Genomic DNA, 24,776 nt, shown 5'->3' on the forward strand with positions numbered 1-24,776 from the left:
TGCCCACATGACGTCCAATTCCACAGCTTCTCTCTCGTCCGATACGGGCCCGACCTCGCGCGACGTTCTGGCGTTGGCTTGGCCGATGACGCTCAAAGCGATTATCTTACATGGAACGGTCGTGATTGATGCCTATCTCGTCTCTGCTTTGGGCGAGACAGCTCTGGCGGCAATGGGGCTGGCCGCCGCTGTCGCGGGCTTCGTCTTGGGGGCAATCCTGGCGTTTTCGCACGCAATGCAGATCCGCACGGCACAGGTCTTTGGTACCGGGGATCAGATCTATGTGAAATCGGCGCTGGCCTCGGGTATGACAATCAACTTGGCCGTAGGAAGCGTTGGCCTGACCGCAATTTGGCTGTTCGGTGGCGGCGTAATTGGTACGATGGCCCCGAGTGAAGAGGTCGCAAGCCTTGCTTGGAATTACCTTTCGGTTTTTTCCATCGTGATCCTTGGCGAAGCCGTCGGCCAATGTTTATCGAGCTACTTCAACGGCTGCGGGCGAACACGGCTTCCGCTTTACAGTTTCTGTTTGTCTCTGCCCATCAATGTGTTCAGCAGCATCGCCCTGATCCACGGGCTTTGGGGCCTGCCTGCTCTTGGAATTACCGGGGCCGCCTTGGGCAGCGCCATCGCCATCGTGGTTCAAGTCGGGTTTCTGCTATTCCAACTTATCCGGCTTGACCGAGGTCTGCGTCATGTCGCGGGGTGGCGGCGGGGCAGCTTCAAGGCATCTCTAAGTCAGCACGTCGGGTTTTCGCTTCCGATCGCCGCAACCTTTTTCAGCGCACAGTTCGCCACACATGTCTGTGCGTTGATCTATGCACGCCTCAGCCTCAACGCCTTTGCGGCGATGACCCTGATCTCGCCTTGGATCATGGTGGCCGGGACTGTGGGAATGCAATGGGCGCAAGCGACCGGTATCATCGTGGCGCAACTCTTGGGCCGAAAAGCACGCGAAGATGTTCTTGACCGTTTCCTGAGCAGCGCCTGGCGCGGGGCATTCATCGCCGCAGGCCTGGTGGCCGCCGTCTATCTTGCTGTGTGCTTGTCGGCCAATGCCCTTTATGCCGATCTGAACATCGAAACACGGACGATCCTTTTAAGCTTTGTGCCGGTGCTTGTTGTTCTTCCGTTCCCCAAAGGATCAAACGCCATTTGTGGCAACGCCCTGAGGGCAAGCGGTGACACCATCTATGTCATGCACATCTTTATTTGGTCGCAATGGCTGTTTCGGGTGCCCGCGACGGCACTTGCCGTGCTATATCTCGATTGGGCCGCGGTCTGGGTGTTGTCGCTGCTGATGTGGGAAGAGTTGATCAAACTGCCTGCTTTTCATCGCCGCTTGTTCAAGGGGAACTGGAAGCGGGCCGAAATTGCCGCGTAATGCCCTGCTGCAAACGGCGGCTCACGCCCCTGCTCAGTAATTCCAGAGCGTGCCATCTTCTAAACGCACGATGGGATGGCTGCCCGGCGTGTACTTGTATCGCGCGGCTTCAAGCTCGTTGAAATCCACACCAAGTCCCGGCGCATCGCTGACATGGAACAGTCCGTTTTCCATCCGATGGTCGGACGGGAACAGCGCATCACAAGCAGGCGTGCCAAGAACCAGATATTCCTGAATGCCAAAATTCGGCGCCCAGGCATTCAGGTGCGCCTGCGCGGCCATGCACAATGGGGAATGGCTCGGCGCGCCATGAAACCCGGTGCGAACGTGGTGCATCCCGGCCAGATCGACGATCCGCTTCACCGGGGTAATACCGCCCGCATAAGTCACCGCGACGCGGATGAAATCGATCAACTCTTTCTCGATGAGCTTGTTGCAGTCCCAGATCGAATTGAACACTTCACCAATCGCGATCGGGACAGTCGCATGGGCGCGCAAAAGCCCGAGGGCATCCTGATCCTCGGCTGGGGTTGGGTCCTCGAGCCAGAACAAACCGGCGGGCTCTACCGCCTTCGCAAACTCTGCCGCTTCGCGCGGTAGCAAACGATGATGCACATCATGCAAGATGTGTAAGTCGGGGCCGAACCGGTCGCGTATCTCGGCCAGTGCGCCCGGCATGTACCGCATATAACGACCCGTATCCCAAACTTCGACCTTTGGGCGGATACCGCTGAAATCACTGATATAGTGTTTTCCCGCGCCCTTATGTTCGGGAACGGCATAGCTGGCGCTCGGCATCCCCGGTATCCCGCATTGCACCCGCACAGCCTTGTACCCCTTTTCGACATAATGGGCGATGCTGTCCATCAGATCTTCGAGGTCGGCCCCTGTTGCGTGGGCATAAACCATTGCGCCCTCGCGGCTTTTACCGCCAAATAGCTGGTACAGCGGCATCCCCGCCAGTTTTCCTTTGATATCCCACAGCGCCATGTCGATCGCACCGTAAGCGGCCATCGCAATCGGTCCGCCACGGAAATACGCCCCGCGATAAAAGAACTGCCAGATGTCTTCGCTCTTGCGGGGGTCCAACCCGATCAGATTGGGGATCAGGAAATCCTGCAAATAGGCCGCCGGCAAGGTTTCACGATTGTTGAGCGTTGCATCGCCAAGGCCATAGACGCCCTGATCTGTCATGATCTTCAGGGTGACATAGTTCTTTCCGGGTCCACCAACGAACACCTTGGCATCGGTTATCTTCATGGCAACATCCTTTGGTTTATGCGGCGGCGTGGACCCTTACTCAGGCTGTGTCATATCCAACCATGTGCGCAGTCGCTTCTCATCTATGGCTTTCTAATACCGGTTACTTTCTTTCAACGTCGACTGGAGATCGGCAGGCTTGCCTTGTATCTCGTTCACAAAGGCCCGCGCCGAAACATGTCCGCATTGCTTGGTTTATCCCTCAACATCTGGAACGAACCTCTTGATATGTTCGAGCAGCCCCAAGTTCATTCACACTTTTTCCAACCCATAAAGATACAGCTGGCAACAGCGGTCGCGACCTTTGGCAGAAACCACGCTGAACGTTCCGTAGTAAACAGGATGATTTTCGTAAAAGCGCGGCACCAACACAGTTGGAGTATTTTACCCAGTACCGGACATCACAATCGAAAGCGTTTGGGTAAGGTCAACGTTGAGCCTTCCATCAACTTTTTCCCTCGGGTGCAACAACTCGAACGGAATGTCCCGTTCGAGTTTAAAATGCGACATGCACTCGATTTCAGTTAAGGGGCCAAATCTTGAGTATTCCACACGACTTGGCCGGTCATTCCATGAACATTTGGCCACCTGTTCCACGGCAGTTGGCCACCCCAGGATAGGTGGTCTGTGAGGCTGTTTCTTCATGACTTTATTTGGTGTCTTTCGTCAACTGCGTGACGTGTGAGGCGGGTTTGTCCATGGGAGGGACCCGCGGGCCCGGCGCTGCGCTTTCCAAAGAGCAAGCGGCGGCGGGCGCGTGGGAGGGTCCTGTGGGCAAAGCCCGTGCGGGGGAGCTGGATCATTTCGTACCTCCAGCGTCCGTTTTTTGCATCTGGTTGGAGCGTTTGCGCATTGATGGCCCATCGAGGGCGAACTTGTGTGCGTTATGAACCAAGCGGTCGAGGATGGCGTCGGCGAAGGTGGGGTCGCCGATCATGTCGTGCCAAGTGTCGACGGGCAGTTGGCTCGTCACGACAGTTGCTTTGCGACCATAGCGTTCGTCGATGACCTCCATCAAGTCGCGGCGTTGCGGGGCGGTCAGCTGCTCGGGGCCCCAGTCGTCGAGGAGCAGCACATCGGCGCGGGCGATCTTTCGAAACAGCCGGTCATAGCTGCCATCGCCGCGGGCCGCTGCCAGATCTGCCAGTAGGCGCGGCATGCGAAAGTAGAACACGGTTTTGCCCCGGCGGCAGGCTTCATGCCCCAAAGCACAGGCCAACCACGACTTCCCCACGCCGCACGGGCCGGTGATGAGGATTGGGCGGGCCTTTGATATCCATACGCTATCGCGCAGGCTTTGGAACAGCGCTCGGTCCAGCTTCCTGGGGAATGTGTAATCCACGTCTTCCAAACACGCGGTGCTGTCGCGCAGCTTTGCGGCGCGCAGGCGGGCCTGAAATCGGCGTGTGTCGCGGGTGGCGCTTTCGCGATCCAGCATGAGGCCGATCCATTCGATCGGGTCCATTTGGCGGCTATCCTCGCGCGCCAGCAGTTCGGCCAGGACTTCGGCCATGCCGTCGAGCTTCAATGCGCGCAGGGCGTCGTGGGTGGGATGGGTGAGCATGGTTTCCTCTCCTTCTCAGTGAAAATACTTGGGGCCACGGATATTGCCGTGGGCGATGGGGAGTGCATCAGGCGTGGCGTCAACAGGCTGGCCTTCCAGGCGGCTGGACAGGATCGAGGTGATCGATTTGAGCGAACAGGCATTCAGCGCGAGTGCCCTCGCACAGGCGGCGTCCAGCCGTTCCGCCCCACAGCCGCGTTCCAGCTGGAGAACACCCAGCCCGGCGCGGATACCGTGATCGGGACGGGGTTTGTCCCGCACGATCACGTCGATCACGGTGGCCACATTGGGGCCGATGGCCTGCGCCTTGGCTTGCAGCTTTTCGATGGACATGTCGGCATAGTGGCGGTGATGGGGCGGCATATGCGTCCGGACGGTGGTGGTCCCGCGATCCCCTGGTGCTGCGCGCTGATGGCTGGCCACGCGCCGACTGCGATGAAAGGCTTCGACGGTGTCCGATGTGATGCGGACCCACAGCGCCTCCCCGACCAGTCGATTTGGAACCGAATAGAAATGATCCTGAATGCGGATGTGATAATCGGGTCGCACGGTGCCCTTTTGCCAGTCCGCATGTACATGGCGTGTGGGGGGCAAGGGCATCAGCGCGGGCTTTTCCACCGTGTCGAACAGCTGCTGGCGCGAGGCGCCCAGATGGCGACTGACGCGGGCGTTCATCTGAGCCAGTGCTTCGCGGATGGCGGCGTTCAGTTCCGCCAGCGAAAAGAACGTCCGGTTGCGCAGCTTGGCCACAATCCAGCGCTGGACCAAAAGCACGGCGCTTTCCACCTTCGCTTTATCTTTGGGCTTGTACGGCCTCGCGGGAAGGATCGCGGTGCCATAGTGCCGCGCGAGATCAGTGTAGCTGCGGTTGATGGTCGGTTCGTGAAAACAGGCCCGGATCACAGCCGATTTGAGATTATCCGACACGATCGTCGCCGGTACGCCGCCGAAATATTCAAATGCACGGACATGCGCCCCGATCCAGTCCGGCAGGCTCTGGCTCCAGCTGGCCTCAACATAGGCGTAGTTCGACGCACCAAGAACTGCGACAAACACCTCGACCGGCGTCTCCGCGCCGGTGGTCGGGTCCGTTACCGCCATCCGCAGGCCGGAATAGTCGACAAACATCTTCTCGCCCGCGACATGGCGCTGTCGCATCGCTGGTGACAATCGCTTCGACCACGCGCGATACCGGTGGCAATAGGCCGAGTAGCCGTAGCCGTCATCAGGATGATCGGCTCGGTATTCCTCCCATAGCAACTGCAGGCTCACGCCCCGTTTCTTCAGCTCGCGGGCGATCTGGCTCCAGTCGGGTTCGGCAAAGCGCGGAGCGTCCAGCGATGTCGTTTGCGTGAAGAGCTGCCGCTCCAGCACGGCCTCGTCTACATCCGCGACATCAGGCCAGCACAGACCGGCATCCTTGGCGCGTTCGCGATAATTCCGGACAGAACCACGGCCAACGCCGAGGCTGACCGCGATCTTACGGTCCGACAAACCCGCAGCGTACAGCCGCAAAACATCCTTGATCTTGCGCATCGGCAACCTTTCCATCTCGCCCTCCTGCAACCTCAAAGGCTGCAGAATAGGCACGATCAGATTGCCTCACAGACCACCTATCCTGGGGTGGCCAAAGGCCGTGGAACAGGTGGCCAAATGCGCGTGGAATGACCGGCCAAGTCCCCGTGGAACCGGTGGCCAAATGCGCGTGGAATACGCAAATCTCTCGTATGCAGCCGGATCGTTCAGTTTTCGCCGCAACAGCCCCGGCCCTTTGGGCACCATTCTATTTAAGTCGCGACCTTCACACAGCTTCCATTACACTGCTCACAGCGCGCGACAGCCTGCCCACCATATCGTCCAGTTCGGCCTCGGTCGCGATAAAGGGCGGCGCCAACAATACGTGATCGCCATTCCTGCCATCGCGTGTGCCCGGCATCGGATAACAGATCAGACCTTCGGCGAATGCGGCTTTCTTCAGCTTGCCAGCGAGGCCAAGCTTAGGATCGAATGTACGCTTGGTTTCACGATCGGCCACAAATTCGATACCCTGAAACAGGCCGCGCCCCCGGATGTCGCCCACATGCGCGTACTGACCAAAGGCCGCACTGAGTGCGCTACTCAGATAAGCGCCGCGGCTTTGTACCTGCGCAGGCAACGCACGATCCAGCAATTCCGACACAACCGCCAAACCCGCCGCCGCCGCAACCGGATGCCCGATATATGTATGGCCGTGCTGGAAAAAGCCGGTTCCATCAGAGATCGCATCGTATATGGCCGACGAACACAGCATCGCCCCAATCGGCTGATACCCCGCACCAAGACCTTTCGCGATACACAGGATATCAGGCACAACACCATCGGCATCACATGCGAAAAGATGCCCGGTACGGCCCATGCCGCACATGACTTCATCAAGGATCAACAGCACGCCGTACTGATCACAGATTTCTCGCACGCGTTTAAAATAACCGGGCACGGCAGGCACGGCACCCAAAGTTGCGCCAACCACTGGCTCGGCAATGAACGCGATAACGCTATCCTCGCCGAGGCGCTGAATTTCGGCTTCCAATTCGTTGGCCACGCGCAATCCATAGTCTTGCGGCGTTTCCCCATCAGGGCGTTCGGCATATTCATAGCACGGCGCAATGTGGGTCATATCCACCAGCAGTGGCGCGAATTGCGCGCGCCGCCACTCATTACCGCCCGCCGACAATGCGCCAAGGGTATTGCCATGATAGCTTTGCTTCCGGGCGATCAAATGACGGCGCTGCGGTTCGCCGCGTTCCACATGATATTGCCGCGCCAGTTTGATCGCGCTTTCCACTGCTTCGGATCCGCCCGACACGAAATAGACACGATCCAGATCGCCCGGTGCATTTTCGATCAACAAGTCTGCGAGGGCTTCTGCGGGGTCAGACGTGAAAAAGCCAGTATGCGCAAAGGCCAACTGGTCGACCTGTGCTTTGACAGCCTCGCGCACGCGGTCGTTGGAATGACCAAGACAAGACACCGCCGCGCCGCCCGATCCGTCAAAGTACCGCTTGCCGGTTTCATCGATGAGATAGCACCCATCGCCGCCAACTGCCTTTGGCAGATTGGCATGGCAATGACGGGGAAAGACGTGGCTTTTTTGCGGGCTCATGATGGGTGCCTTTCAAGCGTTGCGCGCAATGCTGCGACCGAAGCCGCATTATCCAGATAAGTGTTGCCGTTGGAATCTGTCAGACTGTTTTCAAAACCCACACGCAGACTACCACCATCATGGGCTGCGGCCAGCAGGCAGGCATGTTCTTGCGGCCCAAACGCACAGATCATCCAGTCATTGGTGTCAGGCATCGCATCGCGAAATGGTCGCAAGTCAGCCGGATCAGAAACCTGACCTTCGGAGTAACGCCCAAGTACGAACAAAACGGATGATTGCCCCTCTTGAACAATACCTTCTGTCTGCCACGCCTTGAGCAAGGCGACATCATCCACATCATAGAGAATGTGCTGAACCTTGGTGCCCTGATCGGCACAGACCCCATAGACCTTGGGCGCAAGCGCCGGATCGCGGGCGATTTCCCGAACCGAAATTGACGCCCATTCAGGTTTCACACCGCGCAAACATGCGAGTTGGCTAGCAACGTCAAAGACGCCGGCGGCTTCGGTCGTGATCTGAATGCGCAGCGCGGGTACGGCCCCAGCCAGTTCCGCCAAGGTTTCGTTATAGTGCCCCGCATCAAGAGAGTGACTGCCATCCCCATCGCGCACGTGCAGATGGAGCGCATTGGCCCCAGCCGCAAAGCAGGCTGCGGCCGTTTCTACGATCTGCTCCGTCGTCACTGGCAGCGATGAATGATCTGATCGGTCACGCCGCGCCCCGTTCGGAGCCACCATGATAAAGGGAACTGTCACGCCTTTGACTTTCGTTGAGGTGCCTATGCGCTGCCAATGGGAAATGGGCCGCGAGATTCGGGCTCGTGCAGCGTTGGTCTGTAGATTGTACAAAACCCGATATCGGTCAATAATGCAAAAAGTAACGTTTTTACATTGGAAATGGCGTTACAAAGGCAATTGTTTCGATCCCGTGAGATATTGAACCGCGTTGACCGCAATTCATCCACCCGCACCGAGTTCGTCGGTCCACTTTGGCACCAGAGTACGACACTGCGCACGAAATCCCAGCCCGCCCCTACCCTGACCTTGGGCAACTTTCGAAAAGAAGGCCGGCACTCTAGCCTTTTCGATCTTTGTCGTCGCCGATCGCGTCTGGAACATCGAATGCGAAGAAGAACACCCAGATCGCGTAGACACCGATCCCCCCAGCCAGCAACGCCCAGTACGGGTTGCCGCCAAGGATCTCGATCCCGGTCCAGAACGCCAGCAGGGCCACCATCAAGATGCGACGCCACATGGGGCGCATGAACGGATGGCGCAGGTCAAGAAGTGGCTTGCGACCTTGCCCGGATTGTTGGCTCAAACCGTGCCCCCAAGCGAGCCTTCAAGCGATGCCATTTCCTGACCGCCGGCCATCATGTCCTGCAACTCGTCCGGCGTGATCTGGCCGCGCTGTGCCGTTCCAAGGGTCTGCCCGCGATTGAGGACTGTGAACCGATCCCCGACCGCCAACGCGTGACGCACGTTGTGAGTGATGAACACCACCGCGACACCCTGTTTACGGACCTTGTCGATAGTGGCCAGAACGTTGGCCGTTTGCCGCACACCCAGTGCAGAGGTCGGCTCATCCAAAATCAGAACTTTTGCGCCAAAAAACACCGCCCGCGCGATGGCAACCGTTTGCCGCTCTCCGCCCGACAGTGTCCCCACCGCCTGATCCGGGCCGCGCAGGTTGATGCCCATGCGGCGCATTTCGGACATTGTCACATCGTTCGCGTGGTCATGATCGAAAAAGTTGATCCCGGCGATTTTCTTGACCGGCTCATTACCCATGAAGAAATTTCGGCTCACTGACATCAGGGGGATCATGGCAAGATGCTGGTGGACTGTGGCGATGCCAGCTTCCATCGCATCCCGCGGTGTGTCGAAATTCATCGGCGCGCCATCAAAGATAATCTCGCCGCCGGTGGGCTTGTGGACGCCGGACATGGTCTTGATGAAAGTTGATTTTCCGGCCCCGTTATCACCCAAAAGACAATGGCACTCGCCGGGGAACACCTCAAGCGATACACCAGCCAAGGCGATGACCGCGCCGAAATGCTTCTCGATATTCCGCATCTCGATGATGGGGGCATGTGTGCTGCGCGTGTTCATCTTAGCGTTCTCCGGTAATCATGCGGCGAATATACGTATTCAGGATCACAGCCCCGAGCAGGATCACACCAAGGAATACCCGGAAAAGCGAACTTTCCACGCCGGCAAAGAACAGACCCTGCTGGACCACACCAAAGATCACTGCGCCAAGGGCCGCACCTATGACGGACCCATACCCACCGGTCAGCAAGGCACCGCCGATAACCACAGCAATGATCGCTTCGAATTCCTTCAAAAGACCCCGGTCTGCCCCGGCAGAGCCAAATTCCATGACCTGGCATATTGCGAAAACCGTGGCGCAAAAGGCGGTGAACATGAACATGTACATTTTCACACGCGTGACCGGAACACCGGAATTGCGCGCAGCTTCCGCATCGCCGCCCGAAGCAAAGATCCAGTTGCCGAACTTTGTCCGGGTCAACAGCACATGACCAAAGACCACCAGCACCAAAGCCCACACAATAAGCATTGGAATACCGTCAACCACGGGCTGCCCCGCGCGGGTTCCGCGTTCAAAGACCGTGATCAACCCCGCATCCCCCAGCCAGATAAACAAGCTGCCAAAGATCTTGCCGCCGAAAATCGGAGCAAGCCAATCGCCTTCGGCTGCTTCGCGGATCCCGCCAATGATCGTTTTACGTTCCACCATTTGCGGCAAGAAAATTGTGAAGCCACGCAGAATGAATAGAAATGCTAGTGTCACGATGAAGCTAGGCAGCCCCGTGCGGATGACGATAAAGCCATTCAACGCGCCGATCGATATGCACAAAAAGAAGGTGATCAGGATCGCCGCCCACATCGGAATGCCGATTGTGACGCCGAAAATCGCGATCATCATACCGGCAAAGCCGATCATTGACCCGACACTGAGATCAAACTCACCAGCGATCATCAACAAACACGCACCGACCGCGATGATCATGAATTGCGCCGAAACGGTTGCCCAGTTCATGATCCCTTGGCTGTTGAACATGCCGCTATCAAACGCAAAGAGGATGAAAAACGCGAACACAGCGAGCGTGCCAACCATCGCGCCCAGTTCCGGTCTGATCAGCGCACGGCGCAAAGGTGAAATTTGCTTGACGCGTTCGTCAGATGGCGTGGATGAAGCCTCAGCCATGGCCCACGGACTCCTCTATATTTTGGGGAAAATAAGGGTCTGCTAGGGCGGCACCACAGATGCAGCGCCGCCCGGAAGCTCAGCTTAGCGGAATTCGCCTGCGAACTTTTCGACCATTTCAAGCCCGTCCGCGGTTACGAAACCCGGGCCAGAGTTGATGTTGTTGCCCGGCAGAACACCGTAGCGATGGTAGTTAGCCATAACGATTACCGGCAGGTACGCCTGCAGGAATGGCTGCTGGTCGATACCCCATTCGATCACGCCGTCACGAATGCCCTGAACGATGTTTTCGCCCAGATCGAAGGTACCGAAATAGATGTCACCGGACAGGCCGATTTCCTCAAGCGCAAGAAGGGTCGGGTCTGCGGATGTCGGCCCAAGCGTCAGAACGGCATCGGTTTCGGGATTGGCCGACAGATAGGCCTGCACGCGGTTCTTGATCTCGGACGGATCCTGACCGGAATCGATCATCTGGTTGCCGAGGTCGATACCAAGCCCATCAGCGAAACCTTGGCACCGCTCGCTGGACGCTGGCGACGAAATATAGTGGTTCACGCACAAAAAGCTGCCGACGCCGTCACCTTTGGCACGAAGTCCCGCGGCATACCCAGCGTCATATTCTGGCTGACCGACATACATCAGCGCGCCGACTTCGCGCGCCTGCTCTGGCGTGCCAGAGTTGATGATGATCACGTCAACGCCGGAATCGACCGCATTGCGGATCGGACCTGACAGAACATCGAAATCTGCAAGTGTCGTGATGATGCCGTTAGGCCCCGACGCCGCAGCCTGTTCAATGATCCGCGCCATGTCGGCAAGGTCACCTGTGGGCGGGTTGCGATACTCGACGTTCACGCCCATCTGCTCCCCACCAAGGGCGATCCCATTCTTGATGGTGTTCCACCAGCTGTCGCTGTCCGGCGCGTGACTGACCAGCACGTAGTTCAGAGTGTCGCCGTGCCCCTCAGCTGTCGCAGCGAACGGCGCAGCAAGAACCGCTGCGCCAAGCGCCAGCGACTTGATCACTTTCGTCATAATGTCCTCCCAGACAGTTGTTCTTCTTATTCTCGAACGGATTGCTCTCCGCACGCATTGAGAAAAGCATAGGCCGATCCAAAATGCAACCGGTTGCAAAATTTTCTGTTCAAGAAATTATGAAGCTGGATTAGTACAGGCTAAGGACAGCAAAAGGATGCGACGTGCCGGTTACGTTAAAGGAAGTCGCTGAACGAGCGGGCGTATCTCGGTCAGCCGTGTCACGTACATTCACGGCTGGGGCATCTGTGTCCCCAAAGACTAGACGCAAGGTTGAAAAGGCCGCGATCGAACTTGGCTATCAGCCCAATGCTCTGGCATCCTCGCTGACCACTGGGCGCACCAAACTGATCGGTTTGATTTCAAACAACTTTCATAATCCGCTTTTCCTTGAAGTTTTCGACCGCTTCACACGCAGTTTGCAAGAACGCGGCCTGAGGCCTTTGCTGGTGAACTTGACGGATGAAACTGACCCAGCCAATTCCGTGAGGTTGGTGCAACAATATTCCGTAGATGGGGTCATTGTTGCATCCTCCACCCTGCCACCGGAATTTGCGTTGGCGTTTCGGGATGCAGGGGTTCCGGTTGTCCATTCCTTCGGCCGCTTCCTCAGCAATCCAGGGGTCCACGTGGTTGGCATAAACAACGTGGAATGCGGACGGATGGCCGCCCGAACCCTGCTAGAGCGTGGGTATCGCCGGATTGGGTTTCTCGGCGGTCCAGAAAGTGCGACATCAACTATCGACCGGCGGCGTGGGTTCTTTGATATTCTGAATTCAGTCCCAGAGTTGCAGCTAAGCGAAAGCTTCGCCGCTGCCTATTCATTTGATGCTGGCCGCGCCGAAATGTTGCGCCTCTTGGAAAGCACGCCAGCCGAAGCCTATTTTTGCGGGGACGATGTCTTGTCTGTGGGCGCACTCAGCGCGATTCAGACATGCGGGCTTTCCGTGCCCGGCGACATTGGAATTATCGGGTTGAACGATATGCAGATCGCAGGCTGGCAAAACATCAACCTGACCACGATCCGGCAGCCAATCCAGCAAATCATCGATAGCTGCATCGAATTGGTCGTCGCGATGCTGGACGATCCCAACCGCATCCCGGAGGCGCGGCTCTTCTCGTGCCAAATCATAGAGCGGGGAACATTACGCCCCCCGCCCGAAGCTTAGCGAAACATGGGCGGACGCGCGTCTACCCAAGCCCCGTTCTGACCGGCCGACGCAACAGCCGCGTGCACGACCGCCATGGATCTCAGCCCGTCTGCCGCGAGCGGAAGTGCCCCCGCTGCTTCGCCCCGGATTGCAGCCGCAAGGTCCACATAGATATTCGCGACCGCCAACGGGAACCCTTCTGGGTGGGCAATGGCAACACGGCTCAAGCGCGCTGCTTCGTCCGATAGCCCCGCCTCGCCTTTTTCAATGATCTGCGTGCGCCCACCGAGCGGGGTATAGAGCACTTGGTTGGGTTGCTCGCTGGTCCACCGCAAACCGCCCTCTTCACCGAAGACCTGGATGTCAAACCCATGTTGCCGCCCAATGGCCACCGAAGATGTCCACAGCCGCCCGACGGTGCCGTTCGCCATGCGAAAGTTGACCATGGCGTCATCTTCCAGCGACCGCGATGCAATTGTGGATGCGAAATCAGCCGACAAGGTTTCCACCTCATCGCCAGCGATAAAACTGGCCATATGCATCGCATGAATGCCGCAATCTGCGAATTGCCCTGAAATCCCGGCCATCGCAGGATCATACCGCCAGCGCACACGCGGATTATCGGCTTCGGCTGCGTTTCCGTGATGGCCGTGGCTGAAATTGGTGACGATCAAACGCGTCTTGCCCAATGTCCCGCTGGTCACCATGTGCCGCATCTCACGCACCATTGGATAGGCGGAATAGCAGTAATTCACCGCGCAAATCTTGCCGGTCGCTTCGGCGACGCGGACGATCTCTTCGCCCTCTTCCACCGTCATCGTCATCGGCTTTTCGCACAGCACGTTGAACCCAGCTTCCAAGAAGGCCTTGGTGATGTCGAAATGAGTGCTGTTTGGCGTGGCGACTGTGACCAGATCAACCCGGTCAACCCGCCCCTTCTCGCCCGCAAGCATTTCTTTCCAATCGCCATAGGCGCGATCAGACGAAATGCCCAAGCGTTCCGCATAGGCTTTGCCCCGCGCTGCGTCGACATCAAGGGCCCCGGCCGCGAGTGTGAAGTTGCCATCAGCCTGTGCGCCAAGGCGGTGAGCCGGCCCGATCTGGCTGCCTTCGCCGCCGCCGATCAGGCCCCAATTGAGACGTTTCATGTCAGCCCCTTCACTTGAAGCCAATGGAATTCAGATAGTTGCGGTTGATCGTTGCGTCACCAAGCGGATCAGTGCCTTCGATGGTCGGGTCACAATCCTGTTCGACCGTACACCAGCCTTCAAAACCGCTATCCAGCAGGATTTGACGCACATTGGCGAAATCAACATCACCGTCGCCCAGATTGCAGAAGATCCCCTGACCGCAGGCCTCATAAAAGCCGGTGCTATTGGCCACGACGCGGGCTTTCACGTCAGGATCAATATCCTTGAAATGCATATAGCTGATCCGCTGCGCGTGCCGCTTCATAAACGCAACCGGATCATAGCCCGCATAAGAATGGTGGCCGGTGTCAAAGCAGATCTTCAACAGACTTTCATCAACCTCATCCAGTAGGCGCTCCAACTCGGGCTCGAAATCCATGAAGCCAGCTGCATGCGCATGGATACCGACTGTCAGCCCATATTCTTCGGCACCGATCTTGGCCACTTGGGCGATGCGATCCCGGAACGCCGACCATTCTGCACTGTCCATCTTTTCTGCGGCATCCCATCGGCCTGCCGTGGGGGCGCGGCGTGGCGAAATTGAATCGATGATGACAAGGTGCTGCGCCCCGTGCGCCACCAAAGCCTTGCACGTTCGCACAGCCGCATCCAGCGTGTCATCCCATTTCGCGGGGTCATGGAAAGGACGGAAAACAACGCCGCCAATCAATTCCAGCTCACTCTCAGCCAAAGCATCCGCAACTTGCGGCGGGTCTTCCGGCATGAAGCCGATAGGCCCCAACTCAATACCGCGATACCCGGCATGAGCCGCTTCGCGCAGCACAACCCGCCAATCTGGATTTCGCGGATCACCCGCAAACTCCACCCCCCATGAACATGGGGCATTTCCGATCTTTATCGTCAAGGTCAGGCTCCTTCAGGTGTGAACGACGGGCTGCCAACGCCCATTGGAATGTGACTTGCGCGCGGCATCCAGCACATGCGCAACGTCCAGTCCCGCTTTGAATGATGGCCAGCGATTGGCCCCATCAGCAATCGCTTCGAGGAAATCGCGCGCTTCGATGATGATCTGGTCTTGATAGCCGGTCCCGTGACCCGGTCCCTGACAGAACGCCAGATAATCGGGGTGCGCCGGACCGATCAGGATCTGCCGGAACCCGCGCTCTGCCTCTGGCCCTTCGGCTTTGTAAAGCCACAGGCTGTTCTGGTCTTCCTGGTTGAACCGGATCGCACCGCGCGTTCCATTCACTTCGTAGATGTAGCCCATCTTGCGCCCCGTCGCGATTCGGCTGAAGAACATGTGCCCCATCGCGCCGCCCGCAAAGCGGCACAGCATGTGGGCCTGATCGTCATTGGTGACAGGCGTGTCGCCCCGGCTTTCATGCACGATCTCGATATCCGCCATCACCGATTCAACCGGACCCAGCAAAGCCTGCGCAGCATTGATCATATGGGGTGCAAGATCACCCATGGTGCCATTTGCTTCGCCGTCGGTGCGCCATGTGGCGGGCGCCTCCGGGTCGGCAAGGAAATCTTCAGTGTGCTCCCCCCGGAACCACGTCACATCGCCAATAACCCCTTCTGCAATTAGGCGGCGTGCATATTGGGTGGCCGGTGTGCGCACGTAGTTGAAGCCGATCATGTTGACGACGCCGCTCGCCTCTGCCGCTGCGCAAAGCGCCTCAGCATCTTCAAGCGACGCCCCAAGCGGCTTTTCACAAAACACGGGTTTTCCCAGCGCGAAAGCGGCTTCAGCAATAGCGCGGTGAGTGGCTTGCGGCGATGCGATCACCACTGCATCAACCGCGGGATCGGCGACCAAAGCCTGCCAATCCTGCGCAGCACGGCGAAATCCAAAGGCCGCGCGATACCGCTCTGCCGACTCGACGCTTGATGCCGCCACCATTTCCAAACGCGGACGCAAACGCGGCGCAAAAACGGCGCCGACAGCCGAATAGGCCACAGCATGCGCCTTGCCCATGTAACCGCCACCGACAAGTCCGATCCCGATGTCTTGCATGCATCTCCCCCCAAAATCTTATTGCAACCGGTTGCAACACTGCTATCGTGTGAAACCGAAAGTGGTCAAGCGCAAAGCTGCGGAACAGCAGACGTCGCACCACGCAGGGAAGGAGACACGCTGATGACACAGAGCACAATCCGTCTTACGACGGCGCAAGCGATCATTCGATATCTGAACGCCCAGTTCATCGAAACTGACGGGGAACGTACCCGTCTTTGCGGTGGTGGCTTTGGCATCTTTGGTCATGGCAACGTCACCTGCCTTGGCGAAGCCTTATACGATCATCGAGAGACACTTCCGCTGTATCGCGGACAAAACGAACAAAGCATGGGATTTGCCGCAGCGGCCTATGCCAAATACCACCTGCGTCGCCGGTTCATGCTGTGCACCGCGTCCGCCGGGCCGGGAACCGCGAACCTTCTGACTGCATCGGCGCTGGCGCATGCCAACCGATTGCCCATGCTGATGCTTTGCGGCGACACATTCCTGACCCGGCTGCCGGACCCCGTGCTTCAGCAACTTGAGCATTTCGGTAACCCGACACTGGGAGTGAATGACGCTTTCAAAGCTGTCACGCGGTATTGGGATCGGATCACGCATCCGGCGCAAGTTATCCAAACCCTTCCAGCCGCGATTGCCACACTGCTTGACCCGGCAGATTGCGGGCCTGCGTTCCTCGGTTTGCCGCAGGATGTGCAGGGGTGGACCTATGACTATCCGCTGTCCTTCTTTGAAGAACGCACCCACCGCATTCGCCGTCAGTCGCCGGACGCAGAAGAACTTGCCGATGCCGCAGCGCTGCTAAAATCCGCCAAACGCCCGGTGCTGATTGCCGGGGGCGGTGTGCAATATTCAGGCGCGGTTGCTGACCTGACAGCGTTTGCTGACGCGACAGGCATCCCGGTTATCGAAACCATCGCAGGACGCGCGAATTTCCGCCACGATCACCCGCTGAACATCGGGCCAGTCGGCGTAACCGGGTCCGATAGCGCGAACGCCGTCGCCGAAGCCGCCGATGTTATCGTCTCAGTGGGATGCAGGCTTCAGGATTTCACAACCGGGTCCTGGACGGCATTTGCACAGGACGCTCGGATCATTTCGCTCAATGCGGCGCGCCATGACGCAGGCAAACACATGTCCATGCCAGTCGTTGGCGATGCGAGGCTCAGCATCAACGCCCTGTTCGGCGCCACGCAAGGCTATCGCGCCCCGGAAAGCTGGACGTCTTTCGCCCAATCCGAACGCAGAACCTGGAACGAGTATGTGGCGGCAAATGTAAAACCGGGCAACGGGCCGAACTCTTATGCCCAAGCAATTGGCGTTGTGAATGCTCTTTGCGATCCGCGCGACCGGGTTGTGACCGCTGCTGGCGGCCTGCCCGCCGAAGTGACCGCCAACTGGCGCACGCTTGATATCGGAACGGTCGATGTGGAATTCGGCTTTTCCTGCATGGGGTATGAAATCGCCGGCGGGTGGGGTGCTCGTATTGCCCAAGCCGAGAAAGAGCCGGACGCAGACACCATCGTCTTTGTTGGCGACGGATCGTATCTGCTGATGAATTCGGACATCTATTCCTCCGTTCTCACCCGCAAAAAGATGATCGTGCTAGTTCTCGACAATGGCGGCTTCGCGGTCATCAACAAGTTGCAGAACAACACCGGCAACGAGAGTTTCAACAACCTGCTGGCAGACACACCAACAGTTCCAGAGGCCTTCGCGGTCGATTTCGCCGCGCATGCTGCATCAATGGGGGCGCATGCCGTCCGCGTGGACACACCAGAACAACTCGGCGAAGCATTCACAGCAGCAAAGGCCGCCGAAACGACAAGCGTCATCGTCATGAATGTCGACGCCTATGAAGGCTGGACCACGCAGGGCCACACATGGTGGGAGGTCGGCACCCCCCATGTGACCGAGCATCCCAAAGTGCGCGAGAAGCACCTGGAAGTCGAAGCTGCGCGCGTCAAGCAGCGCCGGGGCGTGTGATGCAGGCCCTCGTGAACAAACTGAGCGGCAAGCGCTTTCTTGTGATGGGACGGGTCGGGATGGACTTGTTCCCGACCCTTGTCGGGGGCGCTGTCGAAGACGCCACCGATATGACTGTGGCCATGGGCGGATCGTCGGCCAACATCGCGGCGGGGCTGGTCAAGCTGGGCTGCAAGGCGGCACTTCTGACCCGTGTGTCAGACGACGCTGTTGGGCGCTATTGCGTGAACCAGTTACACCGCTATGGCGTGGACGCAGATCATGTAACGCCCATCGCAGGCGAGTTTCGAAATTCTCTCGCGCTTTATGAAACCCGGATCGAAGGCCATCAATCGGTCATCTATCGCAATGGCGCCGCCGACTTTGAAATGACGGTCCAAAATGTGAATGCGGTCGATTTCAGCCAGTTTGACGCTCTGATTACCGCTGGAACCGTTTTTGCCGCCGAGCCGTCACGCAGCGCCGCCTTCCATGCGTTCAATCTGGCACGTATGGCGGGTTTGCCCGTGATTTTCGATGTGGATTACCGACCCTATAGCTGGCCATCCCCGGAAGTGGCCGAAGACATTCTGTCACGCGCCGGCGCCCTGTCAGACATCATCGTCGCCAATGACGAAGAATTCGGGTTCATGGCAGGCGGCATCGACAAGGGAATGGCCAAGGCCCGCGCGCTTGCGGCATCCAGCGCGGAGATCGTTGTTTATAAAATGGGACCAATGGGCGCGATCACCTTTGCCAATGGCGAGGAAACGCGCAGCGGCGTGTTTAAAGTCACCCCGCTCAAGCCTACAGGGGCAGGCGATAGTTTCATGGCCGGCTTTCTGGCCGCACTTGCCGAAGGGCGACCATTGGACGAAGCCGTCTTACGCGGCTCTGCCTGCGCGGCCATCGTGGTTGCACGCCCCGGTTGCGCCCCCGCCATGCCCATTACCGAAGAATTGCGTGCGTTTCTCGCCGCCAATCCCGCGCCGGACACTGTCCTGCACAGCCCAAAAGGATAACCCATGCATATCGCTCCGTTTGACAATCGCAATGCCCCCATCGTGGACACGAACGACGCTTGCGTTCCGTTGAACTATTTCAACATCGTAAAGCTGAAAAAAGGCGAAAGCTTCGGCTATGCGGTCCCCGGCTATGAGACCTGCATCGTCCCCGCAACTGGCCTGATCGATGTTTCGGTCGGTGGTTTTGACGCAAAGAACATCGGCGGGCGCGGCGTTGATGTGTGGGACGGCGAGCCGGAAGGCGTATACGTTCCCACCGCTGTCGAGGCGCGGTTCACCTGTTTAAGCGATACGGCAGAAGTGTTCATCGCCGGCGCAAAGTTTGACGAGGTGCTGGAACCCTTCGCGGTGCGCGCAGACGAAATCGACAAGGTTCAGTACGGGTCGGACGACACCAAGACCCATCGTAAGATCAAACACATTCTTGGCCAGAAACAGCACGGGCGCGTTGGTCGGTTGTTGGTGTCAGAACTCTATACCGTGGGCGCAGGTGGTTGGTCCGGCTTTCCAAGCCACAAGCATGACACCGACAATCTTCCCCATGAAACACGCCATGACGAAACCTATAACTTCCGCTTTCGTCCGAACCACGGATCCGGCATGCAGATGCTTCAGCGCGAAGACAACAAACCGGGTGACGCATATCACATCGTCGACGGGTCCACGATTTGCATCGACAAAGGGTATCATCCCTGCGCCGTGCTGCCCGGCTATGAAATGTACTATTTCACCATTCTTGGCGGGCTGAGCCAGCGCAGCTTGATCCAGAATTTTCAGGAAACCCATAAGGATCAGCTCCACACGATCCCCGGTATCCTCGACATGGTGGCAAAGTTCAAATGACCCTCGCGACCTTGGCTCAGGTATTGCGCCCCGCGATGGCGGGCGGCTACGCGGTCGGCGGGCTGGTGACTCTCGGCTGGGAAGACATGCGCGCCTATGTGGACGCTGCCGAAGCCGAAGGTCTGCCCGTGATCTTGCAGGCAGGACCATCATGCCGAAAGCACACCCCACTGCCGGTTTTGGGCCGCATGTTTCACACCTTGGCCGAAGGCGCATCGGTCCCTGTCGTAGCGCATCTTGACCACGGCTACACGTATGCCGAATGCCGTGAGGCGCTGGACAGCGGCTTTACTTCGCTGATGTTTGACGGCTCCAGACTACCACTTTCTCAAAACATCGACGAAACCGCCCGGATCGCCGAAATGGCCCATGCCGCCGGCATCTCCTGCGAAGGCGAAATTGGCTTCGTCGGCTATAGCGACGGTGAGAATTCCAAAGGCACTGACCCTGATGAGGCGGCGATTTTCGCCCGCGACACTGGGGTGGATGCCATGGCGATTTCCGTCGGAAATGTTCATCTGCAACAAGATCACGAGGGCGGATTGGACGAAGCCCGTATTCGCGACATCGAAGCCGTCACAGAGGTTCCCCTGGTGATTCATGGCGGGTCCGGCGTGCCCTTGGCACAGCGCAGCACCTTGGCGCGAGGGTCACGTATCTGCAAATTCAACATTGGGACGGAATTGCGCATGGTGTTCGGCGCGTCCCTGCGCGCAGCCCTTGCCGCTGACCCGGACGCCTTTGACCGCGTGACGTTGTTGTCAAAGGTAGAGCCCGATATCGCAGCCGCAGCGCGCATCGCTTTGCGCGGGCTTGCCCCTGCCGACCATCCAGAAGGACGTTCCACATGATTTCAATAGGTTTGCTCGGGTGCGGCCGCATTGGCCAAGTGCATGCACGCAGCATTGCCCGCCTGCAAGGCGCGCGCCTCACCGCAGTGGCGGATGCAGTTCCCGCCGCTGCCGAAGCACTTGCCGAAACCAGCGGCGCAGATATTCGTCAAGCCGATGCGATCATCGCTGCCCCCGACATCGACGCAATCATCATCGCCACCCCCACCAGTCTGCATTTCGACCAGATCCATGCAGCCGCTGCCGCAGGAAAAGCTATTTTCTGCGAAAAGCCGATTGATTTATCTTCAGACCGAGCGGCGCAATGTGCAGCCGTGGTCACCACCAGCGGCGTGCCCTTTTTCACAGCATTCAACCGGCGCTTTGACCCCGGCTTTTCACGGCTAAGGTCCGAGTTGGCAGATGGTGCAATCGGGAATGTTGAGATGGTGATCATCACCTCCCGTGATCCCTCCCCACCGCCTGTCAGCTATATCAAACAGTCGGGTGGTTTGTTCCGGGACATGATGATTCATGACTTCGACATGGCCCGCTTCTTGCTCGGGGAAGAGCCGGTATCGGTACACGCAGTTGGTTCGTGCCTTGTGGACCCGACGATCGGCGCGGCGGGCGACGTTGACACAGCTGCTGTGACTTTGACCACCGCATCAGGCAAAATCTGCATCATCAACAATTCGCGCCGCGCCACGTATGGCTATGACCAGCGGGTTGAAGTGCATGGTGCGGCAGGGATGCTGAGGGCTGCGAACCATTTGGAGCATACGGTGGAACGCGCCGGGGCTGATGGGTTCACCAGCGCCCCCAACAAACATTTTTTCCTTGAACGGTACGAAGCCGCGTATCTCGCTGAAATGGAAGCCTTTTTGAATGCCGTTTCCAGCGGCGGCACGCCGTCCCCCAGCATACAAGATGGCGTCGCTGCGCAGCGCATCGCCGATGCCGCAGCCCTTTCCTTGGCCGAAGGCCGGACAGTAAGCCTCTGAGCAATCCATCGGCCAAGATTGCCTGCCCCGGATCTGCCCGGGACAGGCGGCGGTCAATGGGAAATCATCCAAGGTCGCTTGGTCGGGAAACTCTTGGATCCATCCGGATGCACCAGCGTCTTCTTTCCGACCTTCTGCCCCCCCGAACAACAGCCACAGCCCGGCCCATGCGTTGACGTTCGTTTCGGACTGTCTGCACTGCGTTCATTGGTTTCGAACGCATTTCGTCGTTGTGTGCTCAACCCTGAGACGCGCGGCGCGGTCAACAAAACACGAGGCGATGCGCTGCTGCACTCAGGACAGTCGCAAGGCGCCGCAAATTGGCTAAGCGGCGCGAACGCGGTAAATGGCCCGCAATCTTCACATTGATAGTCGTAAAATGGCATGGCTGGGATCCCTACGGAGTGATCGAAATTTTGGGCGGCCGCGCGAACGCCGCCGCCCGGGTCACATCAAAGATCTGGGGCGATCGGCATGTCGATGGACCCGTCCAGGTATTTGGTCGGACCGTCCGCATTCGGCATCATGTCCCACTCAAAGATATCATTGGGAAGCCATAGCGTGGCACAGGCATTGGGAATATCGACCACGCCGGAAATATGCCCCTGCACCGGGGCTGTCCCGAGGATCGAGTAGGCCTGCGCGCCGGTGTAACCAAACTTCTTGAGATACTCGATGGCGTTAAGGCAGGCCTGACGATACGCGACATGCACATCCAGATAATGCTGCTCTCCGCTTTCATCGACGCTGATCCCTTCAAAGATCAGGTAGTCATCATACACTGGCTTGATGGGCGAAGGTTTGAAAATAGGGTTTTTCACACCGTATTTTGCCATGCCGTCCTTGATCAAGGTCACCTTGATATGCAGCCAGCCAGCCATTTCGATAGCACCGCAGAAGGTGATTTCACCGTCACCCTGCGAGAAGTGCAAATCGCCCATAGAAAGCCCGGCACCGTCCACATAGACCGGGAAATAAATCTTACAGCCGCGCGACAAATCCTTGATGTCACAGTTTCCGCCATGCTCGCGAGGGGGGACTGTCCGTGCCGCCTCATTTGCTGCTGCATCACGTGCATCGCCCTTCATCGCACCCATATGCGCGCTTTGCGTATTCGGCAGCGCTGCCAACGGCGGCACCCTTTCAGGGTCCGTATTGAACAGCTTGGTCTCGCGCCGGTTCCACATGTCCAGCATGTCGCGATCTGGCAAGCACCCGATAAGACCGGGGTGGATAAGCCCCGCATATTTCACACCCGGTACGTGGCGCGATTTGGTGAACATGCCGTCGAAATCCCAGATCGACTTTTGCGCCTGTGGGAAATGTTCGGTCAGGAAGCCGCCGCCATTCTGCTTGGAAAAGAAGCCGTTAAAGCCCCAGTTCATTTCTTCGACCGCGCCGATATCGAGAATGTCGACGACCAGCAAATCGCCCGGCTCTGCACCTTTCACACCGATTGGCCCGGACAGGTAGTGCACCTGCTCCAACTCCACATCGCGCACATCAGAAGCATCATCATCGTTCTTGATCTGACCGCCTGTCCAGTCATACGTCTCAATCCGGAAATCGTCACCCGGCTCAACCCAGACATTGATCGGAATATCGGGGTGCCAGCGATTGTGGACGTTTTCGTTGGTATGCGGGCTTTCGCTCAGATCCACTGAAATCAATGTGTCAGCCATGGGTAGTCCTCTCCTCGGTTGGGCGGAAGTTCTTCAAACAGACAGAAATTTCGAGACTTTTGCCTCGTCGAGCCCCGCGCGGGGGGCGTCGTGCACAAAGGTGCCGTTCTCGATCACGATGACCCGGTCCGCGACATCAAGCGCGAAGCTCAACACCTGTTCGGACACCACAATGGTCAGGTCGGTCTTGTCGCGGATATCGCGCAAAGTGCGGGCCATTTCGCGGATGATCGATGGTTGAATGCCCTCGGTCGGCTCGTCGAGCAGCAGAACCTTGGGGTTGCTGGCCAAGGCACGAGCGATGGCAAGTTGCTGTTGCTGCCCGCCCGACAGGTTCCCGCCGCGGCGCGAGCGCATTTCCTTTAGAACCGGAAACAGATCATAGATGTCTTCGGGGATCTTGCTGGACCCCGTGACAGTCAAACCAGTTTCAATGTTTTCCTGCACCGTCATCGACGAAAAGATCATTCGGCCCTGAGGGACATAGGCGATACCGGACGCAACGCGTTGGTGCGGTTTCTTGCCCGACACCGACATGGGGCCAACCCGCGTTTCTCCCCCGCTTTCCGCGATGATCCCCATAAGGGTCCGCATGAGGGTCGTCTTGCCCATCCCGTTGCGCCCCATGATGGCCACAATCTCGCCCGGTTCAACAACCAGGTTCAGCCCATGCAGCACCTCGGATTCGCCATAGGCCGCGCGCAGATTCTCAACATTCAGCATGGTCAAAATTCCTCAATGGCCCAGATAGACTTCGATGACTTTGGGGTCGTTCTGGACCCGCTCCATCGATCCTTCGGACAAGGTCTTGCCCTGATGAAGAACGGTCACGCGCGTCGCGATATCAGCGACGAAGCCCATGTCATGTTCGATCACGATCACCGACCGGTCCTGAATGATGCGATTGAGCAGTTCGGCGGTTTTCTTGCGCTCGGCCACCGACATCCCGGCAACCGGCTCATCCAACATCAAAAGCTCCGGATCCTGGATCAGCAGCATCCCAATCTCGAGCCACTGCTTTTGCCCATGGCTCAGATACGCCGCCTTGTCGTTCAAAAGATCTTCAAGGAAGATCGTTTCCGCAATTTCCTTGATCCGCGTCTTTACTTTGTCGTCGCGGCGAAAGGTGAGGGCGCCAAATACGCTGTGACCCTTGGGATACGACAGTTCCAGATTTTCAAACACTGTCAGGTCTTCGTAAACCGACGGCGTCTGAAACTTGCGCCCGACCCCGGCATGCACGATCTGATCTTCACGCATGCTCAGCAATTCACGGCCCTTGAAGTTGACCGATCCAGAGGTGGCTTTGGTTCGGCCGCAGATGAGGTCCAGAACCGTGGTCTTGCCCGCGCCATTGGGCCCGATGATGACACGGCATTCGTTCGGCTCCACGTAAAAGCTCAGGTCATTGACGGCCTTGAACCCATCAAATGATACCGTAAGCCCTTCGACCATCAGCAGAAAATTCGGGTTATGCACATTCATG

23 protein-coding genes are annotated in these 24,776 nt (G+C 58.1%); 7 read left to right on the forward strand and 16 right to left on the reverse strand.

What is annotated here, in order from left to right; genetic code table 11:
• Nucleotides 1–7: 7 nt before the first annotated feature.
• Complete coding sequence (locus tag E2L05_RS11565; protein WP_133343067.1) at nt 8–1,384, forward strand: MATE family efflux transporter; 1,377 nt, start codon at nt 8–10, stop codon at nt 1,382–1,384.
• 33 nt (nt 1,385–1,417) lie between these two features.
• Here E2L05_RS11565 and manD read toward each other — a convergent pair whose 3' ends face one another.
• The 9 genes from manD to E2L05_RS11610 all read right to left on the reverse strand — a co-directional run bounded on the left by manD (nt 1,418) and on the right by E2L05_RS11610 (nt 11,616).
• Nucleotides 1,418–2,644: a D-mannonate dehydratase ManD gene (gene manD / locus E2L05_RS11570; RefSeq protein WP_133343068.1), complete on the reverse strand. Its 1,227-nt coding sequence runs from the start codon at nt 2,642–2,644 to the stop codon at nt 1,418–1,420.
• 799 nt (nt 2,645–3,443) lie between these two features.
• Nucleotides 3,444–4,208, reverse strand: a complete 765-nt coding sequence (gene istB, locus E2L05_RS11575) for an IS21-like element helper ATPase IstB (protein ID WP_133343069.1) — start codon at nt 4,206–4,208, stop codon at nt 3,444–3,446.
• A 15-nt stretch (nt 4,209–4,223) separates the two neighbouring features.
• A complete protein-coding gene (istA, locus tag E2L05_RS11580) occupies nt 4,224–5,759 on the reverse strand; it encodes an IS21 family transposase (protein ID WP_133343070.1) in 1,536 nt (511 codons plus the stop codon).
• Between the two features lie 250 nt (nt 5,760–6,009).
• Nucleotides 6,010–7,350, reverse strand: coding sequence for an aspartate aminotransferase family protein (locus E2L05_RS11585; protein ID WP_133343071.1), 1,341 nt, complete (start codon nt 7,348–7,350; stop codon nt 6,010–6,012).
• Complete coding sequence (locus E2L05_RS11590; RefSeq protein WP_243721952.1) at nt 7,347–8,105, reverse strand: BKACE family enzyme; 759 nt, start codon at nt 8,103–8,105, stop codon at nt 7,347–7,349. The genes E2L05_RS11585 and E2L05_RS11590 overlap by 4 nt, the downstream gene beginning before the upstream one ends.
• 319 nt (nt 8,106–8,424) lie before the next feature.
• The gene (locus tag E2L05_RS11595) at nt 8,425–8,670 is read right to left on the reverse strand and encodes a hypothetical protein (RefSeq protein ID WP_208016251.1); all 246 of its coding nucleotides are present in this window, start codon (nt 8,668–8,670) and stop codon (nt 8,425–8,427) included.
• A complete protein-coding gene (locus E2L05_RS11600) occupies nt 8,667–9,461 on the reverse strand; it encodes an ATP-binding cassette domain-containing protein (RefSeq protein WP_133343072.1) in 795 nt (264 codons plus the stop codon). Before E2L05_RS11600 ends, E2L05_RS11595 begins: the two co-directional genes overlap by 4 nt.
• Before the next feature lies 1 nt (nt 9,462).
• On the reverse strand, nt 9,463–10,581 hold the full coding sequence (locus E2L05_RS11605; RefSeq protein ID WP_133343073.1) for an ABC transporter permease: 1,119 nt from the start codon (nt 10,579–10,581) through the stop codon (nt 9,463–9,465).
• Between the two features lie 84 nt (nt 10,582–10,665).
• Nucleotides 10,666–11,616, reverse strand: a complete 951-nt coding sequence (locus E2L05_RS11610) for a sugar ABC transporter substrate-binding protein (RefSeq protein ID WP_133343074.1) — start codon at nt 11,614–11,616, stop codon at nt 10,666–10,668.
• 164 nt (nt 11,617–11,780) lie between these two features.
• Between E2L05_RS11610 and E2L05_RS11615 the strand changes: the two genes are divergently transcribed.
• On the forward strand, nt 11,781–12,785 hold the full coding sequence (locus E2L05_RS11615) for a LacI family DNA-binding transcriptional regulator (protein ID WP_133343075.1): 1,005 nt from the start codon (nt 11,781–11,783) through the stop codon (nt 12,783–12,785).
• Here E2L05_RS11615 and E2L05_RS11620 read toward each other — a convergent pair.
• The 3 genes from E2L05_RS11620 to E2L05_RS11630 are packed head-to-tail and all read right to left on the reverse strand — an operon-like array spanning nt 12,782 to nt 15,938.
• Nucleotides 12,782–13,915 (reverse strand): Gfo/Idh/MocA family protein, encoded by a 1,134-nt coding sequence (locus E2L05_RS11620; RefSeq protein WP_133343076.1) that lies wholly within the window; start codon nt 13,913–13,915, stop codon nt 12,782–12,784. The genes E2L05_RS11615 and E2L05_RS11620 overlap by 4 nt on opposite strands.
• A gap of 10 nt (nt 13,916–13,925) precedes the next feature.
• Nucleotides 13,926–14,822: a TIM barrel protein gene (locus tag E2L05_RS11625; RefSeq protein ID WP_133343077.1), complete on the reverse strand. Its 897-nt coding sequence runs from the start codon at nt 14,820–14,822 to the stop codon at nt 13,926–13,928.
• A gap of 12 nt (nt 14,823–14,834) precedes the next feature.
• On the reverse strand, nt 14,835–15,938 hold the full coding sequence (locus E2L05_RS11630) for a Gfo/Idh/MocA family protein (RefSeq protein WP_133343078.1): 1,104 nt from the start codon (nt 15,936–15,938) through the stop codon (nt 14,835–14,837).
• A 123-nt stretch (nt 15,939–16,061) separates the two neighbouring features.
• On the opposite strand from E2L05_RS11630, the gene iolD reads away from it, so the two are divergent.
• Genes iolD through iolG form a run of 5 tightly spaced genes read left to right on the forward strand, consistent with a single transcriptional unit; the run spans nt 16,062 to nt 21,608 of the window.
• Nucleotides 16,062–17,927 carry a 3D-(3,5/4)-trihydroxycyclohexane-1,2-dione acylhydrolase (decyclizing) gene (gene iolD / locus E2L05_RS11635; protein ID WP_133343079.1) on the forward strand — a complete coding sequence of 622 codons (1,866 nt, stop codon included), beginning with the start codon at nt 16,062–16,064 and terminating at the stop codon, nt 17,925–17,927.
• Nucleotides 17,927–18,928, forward strand: a complete 1,002-nt coding sequence (gene iolC / locus E2L05_RS11640) for a 5-dehydro-2-deoxygluconokinase (RefSeq protein ID WP_133343080.1) — start codon at nt 17,927–17,929, stop codon at nt 18,926–18,928. The genes iolD and iolC overlap by 1 nt, the downstream gene beginning before the upstream one ends.
• 3 nt (nt 18,929–18,931) lie before the next feature.
• Nucleotides 18,932–19,774 carry a 5-deoxy-glucuronate isomerase gene (locus E2L05_RS11645; protein ID WP_133343081.1) on the forward strand — a complete coding sequence of 281 codons (843 nt, stop codon included), beginning with the start codon at nt 18,932–18,934 and terminating at the stop codon, nt 19,772–19,774.
• Nucleotides 19,771–20,625: a class II fructose-bisphosphate aldolase gene (locus tag E2L05_RS11650; RefSeq protein ID WP_133343082.1), complete on the forward strand. Its 855-nt coding sequence runs from the start codon at nt 19,771–19,773 to the stop codon at nt 20,623–20,625. The genes E2L05_RS11645 and E2L05_RS11650 overlap by 4 nt, the downstream gene beginning before the upstream one ends.
• Nucleotides 20,622–21,608 carry an inositol 2-dehydrogenase gene (iolG, locus tag E2L05_RS11655; RefSeq protein WP_133343083.1) on the forward strand — a complete coding sequence of 329 codons (987 nt, stop codon included), beginning with the start codon at nt 20,622–20,624 and terminating at the stop codon, nt 21,606–21,608. Before E2L05_RS11650 ends, iolG begins: the two co-directional genes overlap by 4 nt.
• A gap of 53 nt (nt 21,609–21,661) precedes the next feature.
• Here the strand turns inward: iolG and E2L05_RS11660 are convergent, their stop codons facing one another.
• The 4 genes from E2L05_RS11660 to urtD form a co-directional block, all read right to left on the reverse strand.
• Nucleotides 21,662–21,994, reverse strand: coding sequence for an FmdB family zinc ribbon protein (locus tag E2L05_RS11660; RefSeq protein WP_133343084.1), 333 nt, complete (start codon nt 21,992–21,994; stop codon nt 21,662–21,664).
• Between the two features lie 66 nt (nt 21,995–22,060).
• Nucleotides 22,061–23,290, reverse strand: coding sequence for a formamidase (gene fmdA / locus E2L05_RS11665; protein ID WP_133343085.1), 1,230 nt, complete (start codon nt 23,288–23,290; stop codon nt 22,061–22,063).
• Nucleotides 23,291–23,323: 33 nt separating this feature from the next.
• Complete coding sequence (gene urtE / locus E2L05_RS11670) at nt 23,324–24,013, reverse strand: urea ABC transporter ATP-binding subunit UrtE (RefSeq protein ID WP_133343086.1); 690 nt, start codon at nt 24,011–24,013, stop codon at nt 23,324–23,326.
• A 12-nt stretch (nt 24,014–24,025) separates the two neighbouring features.
• Nucleotides 24,026–24,775 carry an urea ABC transporter ATP-binding protein UrtD gene (gene urtD, locus E2L05_RS11675; protein WP_133343087.1) on the reverse strand — a complete coding sequence of 250 codons (750 nt, stop codon included), beginning with the start codon at nt 24,773–24,775 and terminating at the stop codon, nt 24,026–24,028.
• Nucleotide 24,776: the final 1 nt, after the last annotated feature.

This window comes from Meridianimarinicoccus aquatilis, assembly GCF_004358675.1.
Classification (GTDB): domain Bacteria; phylum Pseudomonadota; class Alphaproteobacteria; order Rhodobacterales; family Rhodobacteraceae; genus Meridianimarinicoccus; species Meridianimarinicoccus aquatilis.